17 protein-coding genes are annotated in these 17,377 nt (G+C 41.7%); 10 read left to right on the top strand and 7 right to left on the bottom strand.

Annotated features, from left to right (window positions below; genetic code table 11):
• Positions 1–46: 46 nt before the first annotated feature.
• Positions 47–2,473 (top strand): endopeptidase La, encoded by a 2,427-nt coding sequence (gene lon, locus Q0017_RS07035; protein ID WP_298144559.1) that lies wholly within the window; start codon positions 47–49, stop codon positions 2,471–2,473.
• A gap of 195 nt (positions 2,474–2,668) precedes the next feature.
• Here lon and Q0017_RS07030 read toward each other — a convergent pair whose 3' ends face one another.
• On the bottom strand, positions 2,669–3,595 hold the full coding sequence (locus Q0017_RS07030; RefSeq protein ID WP_298144556.1) for a M28 family peptidase: 927 nt from the start codon (positions 3,593–3,595) through the stop codon (positions 2,669–2,671).
• Between the two features lie 139 nt (positions 3,596–3,734).
• On the opposite strand from Q0017_RS07030, the gene rlmH reads away from it, so the two are divergent.
• The 3 genes from rlmH to Q0017_RS07015 all read left to right on the top strand — a co-directional run bounded on the left by rlmH (position 3,735) and on the right by Q0017_RS07015 (position 5,954).
• A complete protein-coding gene (gene rlmH, locus Q0017_RS07025) occupies positions 3,735–4,217 on the top strand; it encodes a 23S rRNA (pseudouridine(1915)-N(3))-methyltransferase RlmH (RefSeq protein ID WP_297427069.1) in 483 nt (160 codons plus the stop codon).
• A gap of 97 nt (positions 4,218–4,314) precedes the next feature.
• Positions 4,315–5,091 (top strand): dioxygenase, encoded by a 777-nt coding sequence (locus Q0017_RS07020; RefSeq protein WP_298144551.1) that lies wholly within the window; start codon positions 4,315–4,317, stop codon positions 5,089–5,091.
• Positions 5,092–5,195: 104 nt separating this feature from the next.
• On the top strand, positions 5,196–5,954 hold the full coding sequence (locus Q0017_RS07015; protein ID WP_298144548.1) for a DUF4377 domain-containing protein: 759 nt from the start codon (positions 5,196–5,198) through the stop codon (positions 5,952–5,954).
• 58 nt (positions 5,955–6,012) lie between these two features.
• Here Q0017_RS07015 and gdhA read toward each other — a convergent pair whose 3' ends face one another.
• Entirely contained in the window at positions 6,013–7,356 is a 1,344-nt protein-coding gene (gdhA, locus tag Q0017_RS07010) for an NADP-specific glutamate dehydrogenase (RefSeq protein ID WP_298144545.1), read from the bottom strand.
• A gap of 339 nt (positions 7,357–7,695) precedes the next feature.
• Here gdhA and Q0017_RS07005 point away from each other — a divergent pair, with 339 nt between their 5' ends.
• Both Q0017_RS07005 and nth read left to right on the top strand, forming a co-directional pair.
• Positions 7,696–8,487, top strand: a complete 792-nt coding sequence (locus Q0017_RS07005) for an RnfABCDGE type electron transport complex subunit B (RefSeq protein WP_298144541.1) — start codon at positions 7,696–7,698, stop codon at positions 8,485–8,487.
• A gap of 1 nt (position 8,488) precedes the next feature.
• A complete protein-coding gene (gene nth, locus Q0017_RS07000) occupies positions 8,489–9,196 on the top strand; it encodes an endonuclease III (RefSeq protein WP_298144538.1) in 708 nt (235 codons plus the stop codon).
• Between the two features lie 25 nt (positions 9,197–9,221).
• Here nth and Q0017_RS06995 read toward each other — a convergent pair whose 3' ends face one another.
• The 3 genes from Q0017_RS06995 to Q0017_RS06985 form a co-directional block, all read right to left on the bottom strand.
• Positions 9,222–9,407, bottom strand: a complete 186-nt coding sequence (locus Q0017_RS06995) for a hypothetical protein (RefSeq protein ID WP_298144535.1) — start codon at positions 9,405–9,407, stop codon at positions 9,222–9,224.
• 75 nt (positions 9,408–9,482) lie between these two features.
• Complete coding sequence (adk, locus tag Q0017_RS06990; RefSeq protein WP_297427084.1) at positions 9,483–10,142, bottom strand: adenylate kinase; 660 nt, start codon at positions 10,140–10,142, stop codon at positions 9,483–9,485.
• Between the two features lie 66 nt (positions 10,143–10,208).
• Entirely contained in the window at positions 10,209–11,525 is a 1,317-nt protein-coding gene (locus tag Q0017_RS06985; protein WP_298144532.1) for a hypothetical protein, read from the bottom strand.
• A gap of 283 nt (positions 11,526–11,808) precedes the next feature.
• Here Q0017_RS06985 and mrdA point away from each other — a divergent pair, with 283 nt between their 5' ends.
• The 3 genes from mrdA to Q0017_RS06970 all read left to right on the top strand — a co-directional run bounded on the left by mrdA (position 11,809) and on the right by Q0017_RS06970 (position 14,957).
• Complete coding sequence (gene mrdA / locus Q0017_RS06980) at positions 11,809–13,788, top strand: penicillin-binding protein 2 (protein WP_298144529.1); 1,980 nt, start codon at positions 11,809–11,811, stop codon at positions 13,786–13,788.
• Between the two features lie 2 nt (positions 13,789–13,790).
• On the top strand, positions 13,791–14,348 hold the full coding sequence (gene rsmD / locus Q0017_RS06975) for a 16S rRNA (guanine(966)-N(2))-methyltransferase RsmD (RefSeq protein WP_298144526.1): 558 nt from the start codon (positions 13,791–13,793) through the stop codon (positions 14,346–14,348).
• A 330-nt stretch (positions 14,349–14,678) separates the two neighbouring features.
• Complete coding sequence (locus Q0017_RS06970) at positions 14,679–14,957, top strand: hypothetical protein (protein ID WP_298144524.1); 279 nt, start codon at positions 14,679–14,681, stop codon at positions 14,955–14,957.
• Positions 14,958–14,984: 27 nt separating this feature from the next.
• Here the strand turns inward: Q0017_RS06970 and Q0017_RS06965 are convergent, their stop codons facing one another.
• Positions 14,985–15,563, bottom strand: a complete 579-nt coding sequence (locus Q0017_RS06965) for a 1-acyl-sn-glycerol-3-phosphate acyltransferase (protein ID WP_298144521.1) — start codon at positions 15,561–15,563, stop codon at positions 14,985–14,987.
• A 201-nt stretch (positions 15,564–15,764) separates the two neighbouring features.
• Between Q0017_RS06965 and Q0017_RS06960 the strand changes: the two genes are divergently transcribed.
• Positions 15,765–16,220 carry a copper resistance protein NlpE gene (locus tag Q0017_RS06960; protein ID WP_298144518.1) on the top strand — a complete coding sequence of 152 codons (456 nt, stop codon included), beginning with the start codon at positions 15,765–15,767 and terminating at the stop codon, positions 16,218–16,220.
• Positions 16,221–16,279: 59 nt separating this feature from the next.
• On the opposite strand, the gene Q0017_RS06955 is transcribed toward Q0017_RS06960, so the two are convergent.
• A partial coding sequence (locus tag Q0017_RS06955; protein ID WP_298144515.1) for an isocitrate lyase occupies positions 16,280–17,377 on the bottom strand: 1,098 nt, incomplete at its 5' end.

Genomic DNA, 17,377 nt, shown 5'->3' with positions numbered 1-17,377 from the left:
CATCACTATTAAATCATGGCAACACCGTTGTCACTTAGGAGTGCCCATGTCTGAAATTACGATGAATGAAGAAACCTTAGCACTACAGGTGCCAAGCATACTACCCCTTTTAGCGCTACGTGATGTTGTGGTGTATCCACACATGCAAATTGCGCTGTTTGTTGGTCGTGAAAAATCGATCAGTGCAGTTGATGTGGCTCGTGACAGTGACAATCTTGTATTTGTAGTTGCACAAAAAGATTCGCTTACAGAAGAAATTGACCACGATAATTTATATCAATACGGTACTGTCGCGAAGATTGTGCAAGTTGTAAATCACGAAAATGATGAAAACTGTATTAAGGTCCTGATAGAAGGCCTGTATCGTGCCAAACTTGAACGCATTATTGATCAAGACAGCCACTTAACTGCCGAGCACAGTTTAAGCCCTATGAGCGTAAGCCTTGAGCCTGAAACTCAAGCCACCCGCCTGCTTGAATTGCGTGCCTTATTTGCACAATACGCCGAGACCAAGTTACGTAATGCCCGTGAACTGATTGCTGCTGCCAATAAGATTGATGACGTGTTGCAATTACTATTCTTTGTGGCCACACGTATTCCGCTCAATATTGATGTTAAGCAAAAATTTTTAGAACACGATGAATTTGAAGCACATTTAACTGAACTCATGAGCTATTTGCTGCAACAGTCTGAAGAACAACAGATTGAGCAAACCTTGCATGAATCAGTTAAACGCCAAATGGAAAAAAATCAGCGCGAATACTTTTTAAATGAAAAAATGAAAGTCATTCAGCGCGAACTTTCTGACATGAATGGCGGTGCTGAAGATGATGTGGCAGAAATTGAGCGTCGTTTAAGCGAAGCCGATTTACCTGAGCATGTGCGCAAAAAAGCTGAAAATGAGTTTCGTAAATTAAAAGCCATGCAACCTGCTTCAAGTGAAGCGGCGGTGGTACGTAATTATTTAGAAGTGATTTTGGATACGCCTTGGAATAAAGCCAGCAAAGTCAGCATCAACTTAAATAAAGCGCAAGAAATCCTAGATAGTGATCATTATGGTCTAGATGATGTTAAAGACCGTATTGTTGAATATCTTGCTGTTCAGTCGCGTGTGAAAAAACTGCGTGGTCCAATTTTATGCTTGGTCGGTCCTCCAGGGGTAGGTAAAACCTCACTTGGTGAATCAGTTGCCAAAGCCACAGGACGTGAATTTGTACGTATGGCCTTAGGTGGCGTGCGTGACGAAGCAGAAATTCGTGGTCACCGTCGTACTTATATTGGTGCGATGCCGGGTAAAATCGTGCAGTCTTTAAGCAAAGTTGGGGTTAAAAACCCACTATTCTTGCTCGATGAAATCGATAAGATGGCACAAGATTATCGTGGTGATCCTGCTTCTGCGCTACTTGAAGTGCTTGATCCATCTCAAAACAGTAAATTCAATGATCATTATTTAGATCTTGATTTGGATTTATCGGAAGTGATGTTTATTTGTACTGCTAACAGTATGAATATTCCTGAAGCTCTACTTGACCGTATGGAAGTGATTCGTCTACCGGGTTATACCGAAGATGAAAAAGTCAATATTGCTGAGCGCTATCTTGTACCCAAAGCGATTAAGAACAATGGTTTACGCGCTAAAGAATTGACTGTACACGAAGAGGCAATCCGTGACATCGTACAACGCTATACGCGTGAAGCCGGTGTGCGTAGTCTTGAGCGTGAAGTGTCAAAGATTGCCCGTAAAGTAGTTAAAGAAGCGGTGAGCAAAAAAGCCAAGAATCTGCAAATTGAAGTCAATTCAAATAATTTGCCAGAGTACTTAGGACCGCATAAATTTGACTTTGGTATGGCAGAAGAAGAAGCTCAAGTGGGTCGTGTCAATGGCTTGGCTTGGACTTCTGTAGGTGGTGAGTTACTGACCATTGAAGTGGCTGCTGTACCAGGTAAAGGCAAATTTATTACCACCGGTTCGTTAGGCGATGTCATGAAAGAGTCCATTACTGCGGCAATGACTGTGGTACGGACTCGCGCAGACGAGCTCGGTATTGAAGCATCTCGCTTTGAAGAAACTGATGTGCATGTACATTTACCAGAAGGTGCAACACCAAAAGATGGTCCATCTGCAGGTTTAGCTTTAACCTTAGCGCTTGTATCTGCATTCACTAAAATTGCGATTCGTGCTGATATTGCTATGACAGGTGAAACCAGTCTAAGTGGTCGTGCAATGCGTATTGGCGGTTTAAAAGAGAAGCTATTAGCAGCCCATCGTGGTGGCATCAAACTTGTATTTATCCCACAAGATAACGTACGTGACTTGGCTGAAATTCCAGACAATGTAAAAGAAGGTCTTGAAATCAAAGCGGTTAAATCAATTGATGAAATTTTAGCAATCGGTTTAGTTCAACAACCTAAACCTTTGGTGAAAAAGCCATTAGTAAAAAGCAGCAGCGATGAACAAGTGGCACGTCACTAAGTGTTAAACTGCCAAAAGAGCGCTACGGCGCTCTTTTTTTATGTAAATTTTTATATCTATAACTTGCAATCAACTCGATTTAACCGCACTTTAAAACACATATGCAATACATTTAGGTATTGGTTTTGGTCATCTGTGTCTCCAGACGGATGATCTTTATAATCGCAGTCCTTTGGCTTTTAAGGACTGCTTTTTTTATGGTGCTACCTCTAAACTTGTCACAACACCATCTACTACAGCCGCCATTTTGGTATAGTCTAAACGCTTTAATTCTACCTCGGCCCGGTATTGATTTTTATTACGATACTGCCCTGTATCGGTAATTAATACAGCGGGTAAATCATAATGCCAATAACTTTGATGATCGCTATCTTCAAAAACATTCATGAAAGGCAAACTAAAGCGTTCACATTGTAATTGATTCAAGTTTTGCATAGCTTCACAGTAATTCTGCGCCAATTGACGCGATTTTAAATTACTCACTGCTGCAATAAAATTTCCATGGCTTGGATAAATCCATTGAAGACCTGCTGGGTAATCTTGCACTGAATCGGCATCATAAAAGCCGATTTGATCAAAGATATAAACACCATGTATGCTGTCTTTTACCGCGCTTAAACTTTTGGCATGCCGTAAACTCCCCATCGCTTCTGTTTGGGTATAAGGTGCGGTTGCTAGACTATAAAATACAAAATCTACATTATGTTTTAAATTGGTTTTTCTTTGGCTTAAAACATGTGCAGCTTCTAATACCGCAGCCACGCCTGAGGCATTTCCATTAATACCATGACTGTCAATTTTGGTATCATAATGCGCTCCTAAGATCACCTTATCAGGACGCCCGACATTTAAACTACACACCACATTACGATACTGTTTATGATTAAGATGGACATTTTGGTACTGACAAGGAATTGAAAATAAACGCATTTGTTCATTTAGCCATGCTGCCGTGCGATTAAGCTCATCGGGATATTTGCCATGTCTTGGATATTGCATAGGACCTAAAACTTGGCTGACAAAGAGTTTTAAGTTTTCAGGCTGTGCTTGAGGTAACCCTGCCTCAGCAAAACTTGTGAGCAGTGTGCCACCTGCCAACAAACCACATTTGATTAAGCGCATTTATTTTTATTCCTAGTCGCGATGAGTGCTGCTTTTTCTTTCTATAAAACATGAATCTTGCCTTGTTTTCAAGTGACTTGCGCCTAAAGTCAGGCCTGCGGTATATACTATTAAGCTGTTTTAGTGGCAAGTATTGACTATGAAAATTCGTATTTTAACCATTGGGCAAAAAATGCCTGCTTGGGTATTGACTGGTTTTGAAGATTATTTCAAACGTATTCAACCATTTGTACAAACACAAATTGTTGAATTACCTATGGCTAAGCGTGGTAAAAATGACTCTGAAGCCGATATTTTAAAATACCGTAATATTGAAGGCGATAGTATTTTAAATGCCATGAAAGGCAACGAAGTGTTAATTGCTTTAGAAGTTGGCGGACGTGAATTAAGTACCGAAAAATTAGCCGACACCATGAAAGCTTGGATGCTTGAAGGTCAAGATATTGTTTTAGCTATTGGTGGTCCAGATGGTCATTCAGAAGCGGTGCGTAAAGCGGCAGCTTGGCATTGGTCATTGTCTAAACTGACCCTGCCGCATCCATTGGTTCGTGTGATGCTGATTGAACAGCTGTACCGTGCCATGAGTATTAATCACAACCATCCTTACCATCGGGCTGGATGACGTTTCATATTTGCAACAATACGTTGAAAAAATCCAAATTACATAGAACGCTGACTTTTGGCACAATCCTTCTCATGATTGAACTTGGTATACCGATATGGACTTAAAAACTCTTCCTGGCTTATTTATTTCTCATGGCTCTCCAATGCTTGCGCTTCACCCTGAGCAAGTGGGTCCAGCTTTAGCACGTTTAGGCCTAAATTTACCTAAACCTCAGGCGATTGTGGTCATGTCAGCGCACTGGGAAAGTCAGGCTTTAGAGGTCAGCACAGCGACTCGTCCTGACACTTGGCATGATTTTGGTGGCTTTCCACGTGAGTTGTATGAAATTCGCTACCCGGCTCCTGGGGCACCTGAGCTTGCTGAGCGCATTTTGGCCGATTTAGCTGCAGCAGGCTTCACCGCCCATGCCAATAGCAGCCGCGCACGCGACCACGGCGTTTGGATGCCACTGTTACATATGTACGCCGATGCAGACATTCCTGTCATCTCCATTTCATTACCAATGCACATGAGCAGTGATGAAATTTACCAAATTGGAAAGACCCTGAGCGTATTGCGTCAAGAACAAATTTTATTGATTGGTTCAGGCAGCATTACCCATAACTTATATGCTTTGGTTAGAGATGGTCGTACACAAGATGTGCCTGTATGGGCATCAAGCTTCCGCAATTATGTGGTGAGTAAATTACAGCATGGGGATATAGAAGCGGTATTGGATTGGAAAAATATTCCATATGTGCAGCAAAACCATCCCACTATTGAGCACTTTGCCCCATTATTTTTTGCGATGGGTACAGGATCACGCTTTAGTATTGTACATAGCAGCTTTACGATGGGCTCACTAGGCATGGACCTTTATCGCTTTGACTAAATGCTGTATGACCAAACGGATACATTTTGCTAACTAAATCTTGCAAAGTATCCGTTTATTTTTGATTATATTAAAAACTATCTCACCATAATCTAAATAATCTTATGCGCTTTTCTTATTTTGCCTTAGCTTTATTGCCTTTGACTTTAGCCGCTTGCCAATCGAATGACATTCAACGAGTACAAGACCAAGCCATGCACATCATTCAAAAGCAAAACCCAAGCAAAACCTTAACTGCTTATACATGGCACGCCGACACAGGCGCCAAAAAACCCATGGTACTGAGTTTTATGGATGGTCGTTTGAGTATTCAAACCACATGTAATAGCTTAGGTTCAACATGGCGTGTTGACAATAATACCCTGATCATGGGCAACACCATGATGACCCAAATGGCCTGTTCACCTGCCGATACACGCCAAGAAACCCTTGCCATTAAACTGCTCGATCAACCTGCTGTGCCTTTTGTCCTTGATTTGACCGACCGTCAACGCCCAACTTTAACGCTCATGGATGCCACAGGTCAGCGTTATGTGTTCACGGGTCATATGACACCTGAAACCTTGTATCAAGGTGAAGCTCAAGTGATGTTTTATGAAATCCACCCAAACACCAAAAATTGTACTGGTGTTGTGGCACAACAATGTTTGCAAGTCAAAGAAATTCGCTATGACCAACAAGGTTTAAAAACCTATCAAGATGCCAATTGGAGTCTATTTTATGACGCTATCCAAGGTTATCAACATAGTCCCAACGAACGCCAAGTCATTCGAGTGAAACGCTATAGCATTAAAAATCCTGCCGCAGATCAATCTAAGTATGTTTATATTCATGATATGACGGTTGAACGTGGTCGCATTTAAATCACGTCATAAAAAAACCGCTCAATTGAGCGGTTTTTTTTGCTTTACCAATTAAAAATTAGTAAACACCTTGTGCAAGCATGGCATCAGCCACTTTTACAAAGCCTGCAATGTTCGCGCCATCTACGTAGTTAACAGTACCATCTTCTTTAGTACCAAACTTCACGCAGTTACGGTGAATTTCTTTCATGATTGCGTGTAAACGCTCGTCTACTTCTTCAAATGTCCAACCTAAACGCAATGCATTTTGTGACATTTCAAGACCCGAAGTGGCTACACCACCTGCGTTAGATGCTTTACCTGGTGCATATAGAATTTTCGCTTCTACGAATTTCTCAACAGCAGCTAAAGTAGATGGCATATTTGCGCCTTCAGCAACGCACATCACACCGTTGGCAAGAAGTTGATCAGCATCATCTGCAGCTAATTCATTTTGCGTAGCACATGGAAGCGCGATATCACATTTGATTGACCAAGGACGTTGACCCGCTAGGTATTCAAAACCATGCTTTTGGGCAAATTCTGAGATACGACCGCGTTTTACGTTCTTCAAATCCATCACTTCTTGCAGAAGTTCTTCAGTGAAACCATCTTTTACATAGACTGTACCGTTAGAGTCAGACAATGACACCACTTTGGCACCTAAGTATATGGCTTTTTCAGCTGCATATTGTGCAACGTTACCTGAACCTGAAATGGTAACAACTTTATCTTTAAAGCTCTCGCCACGAGTTTTGAGCATTTCTTCAGCAAAGTAAACAGTACCAAAGCCAGTTGCTTCAGGACGTGCTAAAGAACCACCAAAAGTTAAACCTTTACCTGTAAATACGCATGAAGTGTCATTGCTGAGCTTCTTCATCATACCTGCCATATAACCCACTTCACGGCCACCTACACCAATATCGCCCGCTGGGATATCTGTGTTTGAACCTAAGTGACGGTACAATTCGATCATTAACGCTTGGCAAAAACGCATGATTTCGCCTTCAGACTTACCCTTAGGATCAAAGTCTGAACCGCCTTTACCACCGCCCATTGGCAATGTGGTTAAAGCATTTTTAAAGGTTTGTTCAAAACCTAAGAATTTTAAGATTGAAAGGTTTACAGATGGATGGAAACGCATACCACCTTTATACGGACCAATCGCTGAGTTGTACTGAACACGGAACGCACGGTTAACGTGAGTTTGACCTTGGTCATCGACCCAAGAAACGCGGAATTGAATCGCACGCTCAGGTTCTACTAAACGCTCAAGCAAACCATGGGCTGCGTATTGAGGGTTCTTTTCAATAAATGGCCAAAGACTGGTCATAACTTCTTCAACGGCTTGAAGAAACTCTGGTTGATATGCATCACGTGTTTTAACGTAATCTAGGAACTCGTTAAGGCTGTTGTATTTCAACGCTTAATCCTCAGCAGAAAGTGGATCAAAATTGGTCAAAATTTCAATCAATGATATATTTTGGCGCAGACAATTTAATATCTTTTGTTAACAATCAGCAACAGTTTTTTGAAAAAAACTTTTTTTTAGATTTAATAACAACCATTTAAATTAATTTATGCAACTTTTTTTCATGAATTTTAAAACAATTTATTATTGATAAAAATCAACTCAATCGCGCTGTTTTGCACAAATTATGAGCTGTTTTTATCCAACAGATTTTGTGCTTAAAACATGTTAATATTCCGCTTTTATCTGCTTGTTTTCTTGTTGCCCTTCGACTTACAAGATTTTTAACTTATGAACGCTCAAATCTCTCTCATTCAACAAATTGATCATCTGTTGCCGCAAACTCAATGTGGTCTATGTGGCCATCGTGATGGCTGTTTACCGTATGCCAAGGCTATTACTGAGGGAGAAGCTGCCAATAAATGTGTACCCGGTGGTCAACCTGTTGCAAATGCGCTTGCAAGGCTGCTCAAGCGCCCTCAACTTGAGGCTGAGCCGAGTGCATGGCCTATCCAAGTGGATGGCCGTCCGCAGCAAATGAAGGCGGTTATACGTGAAGATGAATGTATTGGCTGCACCAAATGCATCAGCGCCTGCCCTGTAGATGCCATTTTGGGTGCAGGTAAACTCATGCATAGCGTGTTATCAGATTTATGTACAGGTTGCGAGTTATGTATCGCACCTTGCCCTGTTGATTGCATTGATTTAATTCCAGACCCCGATCCCTTGCCGTCCGAAGACATCCGTATTGCCCAGCAAAATGATTTGCGTGCCCGATATTACGCCCATATCCAACGCGAAGAAAAACGTCAGCTTGACCGTAAAGGACCTGTAGTACGTGCTGAAATTAATACCCAACTTTTTGCACAATTAACACAAAATGACGTGCACACACCGCATATTGAAGTTGCACAGAAAAAGCGTGACTTATTGGCAACCTTGGACACAAAGAGCACCATTGAGCTTGCCAAATTACGCACGCAAATTAAAAAATTAGAAAAACAATTAACTGTACGTGATGATGCCAGCAAACGTGCCTTATTGCAGGATTTACAGCAACAGTTACATGCATTAGGAGCTTAAGATGTTAAATGCTCGTGCTCAACCTGTAAAAAACATGACCAAAAAGCAAGTACAGATTTTTTTTGAACGTTTACGTGAACAACGTCCACATCCACAAACTGAACTGAACTTTTCGAGTCCTTTTGAACTGTTGGTTGCCGTCACTTTATCAGCACAAGCCACCGATGTCAGTGTCAATAAAGCCACCGATAAGTTATTTCCAGTAGCCAATACACCCGAAGCCATTTATGCCTTGGGCGTTGAAGGTTTAAAACATTATATTAAAACCATTGGGCTCTATAATTCTAAGGCTGAAAATGTGATTAAGGCCTGCAAAATGTTGATAAATTTGCATAACAGCCAAGTGCCAAGTAATCGTAAAGATTTAGAAGCCCTACCCGGTGTTGGGCGTAAAACTGCCAATGTGGTGCTTAACACAGCATTTGGGCAACCCACGATGGCGGTCGATACGCATATTTTTCGTTTAGGCAATCGCACAGGATTAGCTTTAGGTAAAGATGTACTTGAAGTTGAGCAACGTCTACTTAAAGTAATTCCCAAAGAATTTATGCTCGATGCGCACCATTGGCTGATTTTACATGGGCGTTATTGCTGCATTGCCCGTAAACCCAAATGCCATGAATGCGTGGTCAGCGATGTCTGCAATTGGCCAGATCGTTTTGATTTTGGCGCCAGTAAACCCATTATGGTCAAAAATATCGATGCTTAAGCCATCGATATTTTTTTAGGTTTGGTTATTTGTCTTGCTGCTGTTTATCGCGCTGTTGTTGCAATTTAGGATGAATTTTATATTGCTTTGAGCTGCCCACATCACGCTGTTGCTGTTGGGTTTGACGTAACATTTTAAAACTGATGTAAATCAGGCCGAATAATAGAATTAAACCGACGACGACTAACACAATCGCACCAACTTTTAGCACACCTAACTCTCAACACAATAAAAAAGAGCCCTAATATGACTTAGGACTCTTTTAATGTCAAAACAAGTCAAAAACTTATTTTGCATCACCTAAAATGGCAAAAAGATCAGTTTGTACGTCATCAATTGGACGTAAACCGTTTAATTTGTCATAGGTCGGTGCATTTTCACCTGATGCAGCACGGCTTTGATAGAAGCCAACAAGCTGTTCAGTTTCAGCGTGGTATGAACCTAAACGCTTGCGAATGGTTTCTTCTTGGTCATCGGCACGTTGTACCAAGTCTTCACCTGTTTCATCATCTTTACCTTCCACTTTTGGTGGGTTATAAACGATGTGATACACACGACCCGACGCAGGGTGCTGACGGCGGCCTGATAGGCGTTGTACGATTTCTTCATCTGGTACATCAATTTCAATCACGTGATCAATATTGATGCCTTCTTTTTCTAAAGCTTCAGCTTGCGGAATGGTACGTGGGAAACCATCAAAGATACAGCCATTAACACAATCTGGCTGTGCAATACGTTCTTTGACTAAACCAATAATCAGCTCGTCTGAAACTAAGCCACCACTTTCCATGACGCTTTTAGCTTTTAGACCAAGTTCTGTTCCTTCACGAATTGCAGCACGGAGCATATCACCGGTTGAAATTTGTGGGACATTGTAGCGCTTACAGATCAACTGAGCTTGTGTACCTTTACCTGCTCCAGGTGGTCCGAGTAAGATAATGCGCATAATAAAAACATCCTCATGTTTAACATGTATATGACACTTCAAGCGATTGGCCTGTCAGCATCGATTTTATAAGAAAGCCACAAACAAATGTATTAAGCCGGCTAAGAATCCGGTTACCCCCCCCAATACAATCAAAATCCATTCGTCTTCTTGAAATGCAGGACGTAACAAATTCTGAAACTCTTGTGGCGTTAGGTCTCGAATACGTTCACGGAACATTTGATAGATTTTCTGTGCACGGCTCGCATTAAAGGCTGGGTCGCATACAGGCACCATCGTAATTTCAATTGAACGATCAATCAAGTCTGTCTTGAGCTTTGCATACTCTTTTGGGCCCAAAGACAGCTGTAAAGTGGTCCGCACCAATGGCGTATCCATAATTTGGTTGATATGTCGCTTGACGATGCGACGTGTACGATCTTTACGACTACCATACATCATTTCAGTCATAATGGTTTTTAAAGTAATGAGCTCTTCGGTCACGATCTTGGCAAATACAGTAGACACTTCATCTTGACGCTTCATAAACGCGCCTTGAATGTTGTAAGTGCCCATACGCGGCACAATCGGTTTGATCCAAGGAAATTGATGATCTTGGGTACGGGTAAAAAATTGCGGATAACGTACCGGATGTGGCAGCATGGGATTAAACACCATCCAAATGGCAATCCAGTTGGTGAGTAAACCCCAAATTGCCGCCCAAATAGGCACTGTCCAATGCCATGGCACCACAAACCAAATCACCATTTGGATCAGACCAAACACCACCCCAATCAATGCACTGATATGCCAAATGAAGTTAATTTCTTTTTGACCGACCGTTAAAAACATACGCACCATTAAACGACGGTCACCTTCCATACGACGCACAATCATTTCACGCATATCAACCAAATTTTCCACGTTCAGGGTCAATTCGGTAACCAATTCTTTTAAAATGTTGGGCAGTTGTTTATGAGCTTGCGCAAAAATTCGGCGTTTAATGGCATAAGGTACGTTTTCCCATAAAATGGGATTACGCTCAAGCATGACCTCTTCAATTAAGGTTTCTAAGTCGGCATCAATTTGCATACCAATGATGTCTGCCATTTCGTCAGGGTCCATGGCATGTAAAAATTCTTGTAAGGACCCTAATTTTGACAAGGCATTGTCGGTAATCACCCCTGAGATATGCCCCGCTTTGCGTGGCACAATCCCCTGCCAACCCACAGGAATAGGACCGATATGAAAGCCCCAAAAATTAACTGGGAAAAATACCATTTTGAGTGCCATCCATACATGCGCCCATGTCACAAATGCAGTGACAGGTACAATACTCATTACACCCCAAAAATCAGGTCGATTTAAAAATGCAAGCCATAGTTCATGGATGTACTCAAGCATGTAAGGATTCCAAAGCAGGTTGGGTGACGTAACAGCTAAAATTACAGTTCATTAAGCTGCTCTATCATAACCATTTTTTGAATCAGGCGTCACTTAACTGTGTTAAGAAAATGTATTACTACACTTAATATAAAGCAGATATCTTTCATTTAAACTGCAAAGCCTAGAGCTTGATTTTTTATCAACTTCATTATGAAAAGATTTGATCAAGTCACGCAAAATTGCAGCATATGCGCTAGAATAGTGCTCTTCGTTTTTCGCCTCATTTAAAAGCCGATTGTGTATGAAACAGCACTTGCCCCTTAAAAATGTCCAACAGGAAAAGCGCATTTTTCGCAATCGTGTCTTTATTGCCATGGGGATTGTGGCGTTTTTTTTATTGCTGTTGGTGTCTCGCTATGCCTATTTGCAAATTGTCAGTTATGAAGAATTTCATACTGCCTCTGATAAAAACCGCATTCGCTTGCAACCGCTCGCCCCTGCACGTGGTTATATTTATGACCGTAATGGCGTGTTATTGGCCGATAATTATCCAGTATTTTCAGCAACGCTCAGCCGCGCTGATGTTGACGACATTGAGGCTACTTTAGCGCGCTTAACACCAGTTTTAGCGTTAAGCGAAGAGGATATTAAAGGTTTTCAAAGCCGTATTAAAACCTCTCGAAAAACTGAACGTGTGGCGATTAAGCTCAATTTAACTGAACAAGACATTGCCAGATTTAGCGAAATTAAATATCAATTTCCCGGTGTAAATATTGAAACGCAAATGACGCGCTATTACCCACATGGTGATTTATTTGCCCATGTGATTGGCTATGTGGGGCGTATTAACGATAAAGAACTCAAAAAAATTGATAAAGATGCGTATGCCGGCACCAACTTAATTGGCAAGATTGGGGTTGAAAAATCATATGAAGATTTATTGCATGGCGTACCGGGCAATGAATCGGTCGAGGCCGATGCTTTTGGTAACGTATTGCGCCATTTAGGGCGTAAAGATCCCATTCGGGGGAATGATTTATTTTTATCGCTTGACTATGGTTTACAAGTGGTGGCTTCACAACAATTGGCAGGTCGCCGTGGTGCCATTGTGGCCATGGACCCCAATACAGGCGAAATTTTAGCTTTAGTGTCTAGCCCAAGTTTTAACCCTAACTTATTTGTGACCGGTATTAGCCATAAAGATTATTCAGCACTACGCGACAACCTTGATCAGCCCTTATATAACCGTGCAGTACAAGGGGTTTATCCACCCGGCTCTACCATTAAACCGATGTTTGGTTTAGGCGGCATTCATTATGGTTATGTCAATTGGCAAACGGCCATTTCAGACCCAGGTTACTTTACTTTACCGGGCGACAGCCACCGTTTCCGTGACCATAAAAAATCAGGTCATGGCACTGTCAATATGCATAAAGCCCAAGTGGTGTCTTGTGATACCTACTTTTATGTCTTGTCTTATCGTATGGGCATTGAAAAAATGGATGCATGGATGCGTCAGTTCGGATTTGGTGAAAAAACCGGTGTGGATTTGCCGAGTGAAAGTTCCGGTTTGTATCCTAACCCTGCTTGGAAGCTGCGCACCCGTGATGCCAAATGGCTTAAAGGTGAAACCATTTCGGTGAGTATTGGACAAGGTGCCTTTACCTCCACTCCCCTACAATTGGCGATGGCCACTGCCATTACTGCCAATCAAGGCTTAAAAGTTACCCCTCATGTGCTACGTGAAAGCCGTGGCGCCAAAAACTTTAAAGTCCATAATGGTACCAATGGCAGCATTGACTTTAATGGCAAAGCTGAAGATTGGATCAAAATGCGTGATGCCATGGTTGACGTGATTCAGTCAGGTACAGGTAAAGGCATTAAAAGTGGGTTGCAATATCAAATTGCCGGTAAAACTGGTACAGCACAGGTTAAAAGTATTGCACAAGGCAAACGCTATAACGAAGCCTTACTCAATGAACGTCAACTTGACCATGGTTTATTTGTAGGCTTTGCCCCTGCTGAAAAACCGCAAATTGCCATTGCAGTCATTTTAGAAAATGGCCGTGGTGGTAGTGCGGCAACTGCACTTGCACGTCCTATTTTTGACTATTGGCTACTTAAACGTGATGAGCAACCGATTCGTCCTGATGCCGCTCAAGTAAGCGGTGGCCTAATGACCGCCGGCTTAAAGCCAAGTGAACTCCCAAGTGGCAACAATGTATTACAAGCCGACCAAGCGGCTGTACCCAATACCACCACGCCTACTAACCGAGATTAAACATGAAAAACCAATTACGTATTATTGGTGGCGAATGGAAACGTCGCCAACTACCCTTTGCCAGCATTGAGGGTTTACGTCCAACACCTGACCGTGTGCGTGAAACCTTATTTAATTGGTTAATGTGGGATGTTCAAAATGCGCAGGTTTTAGATCTGTGTACCGGTTCAGGCGCGTTGAGTTTTGAAGCATTATCGCGTGGTGCTAGCAATGTAGTCATGATTGAACCCAACGTTGAACAAGCCAATTTTTTAAGAAAGAATTTAGAGCTGCTTAAAATTACCAATCAGCGCGCCCAGTTAAAAGTTGCCACGGCACAGCAAGCCATTTCAAGCTTAAAGCAATCTTTTGACTTAGTGTTTTTAGACCCGCCGTACAGTTTAAATTTATGGCAAGAATTGGCTCAATTGGCTGATCCTTTAATTGCCAACCAAGCCTTTATTTATGTTGAAGCAGATCGTGATTTAAGCCAATTGGTTTTACCCAACACATGGCATTTGGTTAAAAATACCAAGGCCGGTACGGTACGTGCAGGCTTATACCAAAAGCAAAATCCATAGTGGCTTGGTTTAAATAGCGCTCAACGTTCAACCCTGACTTTTAAATTGATTAAGCTTAAAACCATGTTGATTTAAACAAATTATGACGACTCATCATTTTTGTGCTCTGCTACTGCGCTTATTGAGTATGTCAGATAAGTAAACAAAACTTGATCACTGCTAAGGCTTTTGTCATATTTTATGTGAATGCGGTTGCTATTTATTGACCAAACAATCAAAAGCCGAACATTATTTTCATAATTATTTATACAATAGCAGCATCTTATTGTTTAAATCATTGTTATGCGACTTGGTTTTATCATCAGCAGTCTATTGCTGTTTAGTGGCTGCATGTTTGGTGCATCCCAAGAAATTCAACGTGCTGAAGCACTGTTGGCACAGTTTCAATGTCTGAATGTCGAAAGCCACCATATTGCACATAGTGCCATGACCAGCTATCACCAACAAAGTTTAGCCAACAGTCGTGAAAAAGCCGAAGCCTATCTAAACCGTTATAAAGCCGGTGACTATGATTTACATTTGCCATTGTCTGAAATGATTGAGGAACAATATCAAAAGTACCATACAGCCTGTCAGTCGCTTGGTGGTTTACCTATAGATCGACCTTAAGCAAACAGGGCTTACGCCCTGTTTTTTTTATAAATAACGGCGATCTAGACTAAACTGATCTGGAAATTTTGGACTAATATTGGCATAAAATTCCATAATTTCACGCATATCTTGCTGCATATCACCACTTGGATAAATGATTTTACCCACACCAGTTTTTTGCTTGGCATAATCCATATAAGCCAGTGCAATTGGTACACCCGCATTTAAAGCAATATGGTAAAAGCCGGTTTTCCATTGTTCTTGTTTACTCCGCGTACCTTCAGGGGTGACCAACATCACCAATTTTGGATGCGTATTAAATAAATCACTCATCACCTGAACCATACTTGGACGCGCTTCACCCGGTTGCTTAGGGTTACGATTAATTCCAATACCCCCCATTGCACGTACAAATGGACCAAAAGGTAACTTCATATAGCTATCTTTAATGGTGATACGAACATTCACACCTAACGCTTTAAGTGCCAAACGCGCGTATAAGGCATCCCAATTACTGGTATGCGGCGCTGCAATCATGACACACTGGTCAAGATCTAATGGCCAATGGTTATCCACCTGCCAACCTAAAGCATTCAAGCTACGTTCTGCTAACTTCTCAAACACACGACTGTCTCAAATTTTATCTAAGGCTTAGTTTAGCAAGCTTCATGCTAAAGATCAGTGGCTTTCAAAAAATAGCAGTTGCTGGCTGTTTAAAGGAGGTCTTGGTTGTAGAAAAAGTACATGATTTGCACAAAAAAAGCACAATAGACACGCCAAATTTTGACCAAAATTCATGTGATCTACCTTAAAAATCGAGTCAACATGAAAAATATCCTACTGTGTATGTGTATCGCGAGTGCTGTTGCGCTCAGTGCTTGTTCTAAACCGAACGAAACCCCTTCAACCACTGCACCAAACACCAATAGCCAAACAGACATGAATACCCATCAAACGCCAACTGTAAACAATTTAAACTGGGTCGGTGATTACAAGGGTGTATTGCCTTGTGCAGATTGTAATGGTATTGAAACTGAGCTTGAGTTAAATGCTGATAATAGCTATGAATTGTCAGAAGAATATTTGGGCAAAAACACTCAAGAGGCCAAATACAAAGGTCAGTTTACTTTTGATTCAAACAACAATGTGATTACTTTGGATAGCCAAGGACAAAATCGTAAGTTCTTTGTAGGCGACAATTTTATTGAACTCAGAGATATGCACACTGGTGAGGCGTTTGATAGCCAACTCAATTATAAATTGGTAAAAGAATTAAATTAATACTTAAGAAAAAACCCAGCCGAAGCTGGGTTTTTTAGGCTCCATCAAAGCTTAAGAAATTAAGCTGAGAATTGGTTCATGGTGTTTTTAGCATCATCATGTGCTTTAAGTGCATTGTCACCAGAGAAGATTTCTTTGTGATCATCACCGATATCAGAACCCGCCATTGCTTGGTGTTTAACACAAGCGATTGAACCACGGATTTCTTTACGTTGTACGCCAGCAACATAAGCCAACATACCTTCAGAACCGAAGTAACCTTGAGCAAGCTCATGTGTAGACAAAGCAGCTGTGTGGTAAGTCGGAAGTGTGATCAAGTGATGGAACACACCCGCTTCACGAGAAGCATCCGCTTGGAATGTACGTACTTTCTCATCAGCATCAGCAGCAAGTTCAGTTGCATCGTACTCAGCGCTCATTAACTTAGCACGGTCGTAAGCCGATACGTCTTTACCTTCAGCAACCCAACGGTCATACGCTTGTTGACGGAAGTTTAAAGTCCAGTTGAACGAAGGCGAGTTGTTATAAACAAGTTTCGCATTTGGCACTGTTTCACGTACACGGTTTACCATGTGAGCGATTTCGTCAACGTTTGGCGTTGCAGTTTCGATCCAAAGAAGGTCAGCACCGTTTTGTAAGCTAGACACACAGTCAAGTACAACGCGGTCAATTTGCGTGCCTTCACGGAACTGATAAAGACCAGAAGCAAGACGCTTAGGACGGTGTAATTTACCATCACGCTTGATTAAGATTTCGTCTTCTTGAGCATCAGCGATGTCAATTTCAGAAGTTTCTAAGTAGCTGATGTATTGAGAAGCGATGTCGCCTGGCTCTTTAACCACAGGGATTTTTTGAGTCAAGTCAGCGCCTTCAGAGTCAGTACGCGCAACGATGATACCGTCATCAAGACCCATTTCTAAGAATGCATAACGTAATGCATGGATTTTAGCGATGAAATCTTCATGTGGAACAGTAACTTTACCTGCTTGGTGACCACATTGTTTCGCATCAGAAACTTGGTTTTCGATTTGTAGGGCACACGCACCCGCTTCGATCATTTTCTTAGCAAGTAAGTAAGTTGCTTCTTCGTTACCAAAACCTGCATCGATGTCGGCAATAATTGGCACAACGTGAGTTTGGAAACCGTCGATTTGAGC

This window comes from uncultured Acinetobacter sp. (assembly GCF_947624825.1).
GTDB lineage: Bacteria > Pseudomonadota > Gammaproteobacteria > Pseudomonadales > Moraxellaceae > Acinetobacter.
This window is presented reverse-complemented; position numbering and strand designations above follow the sequence as displayed.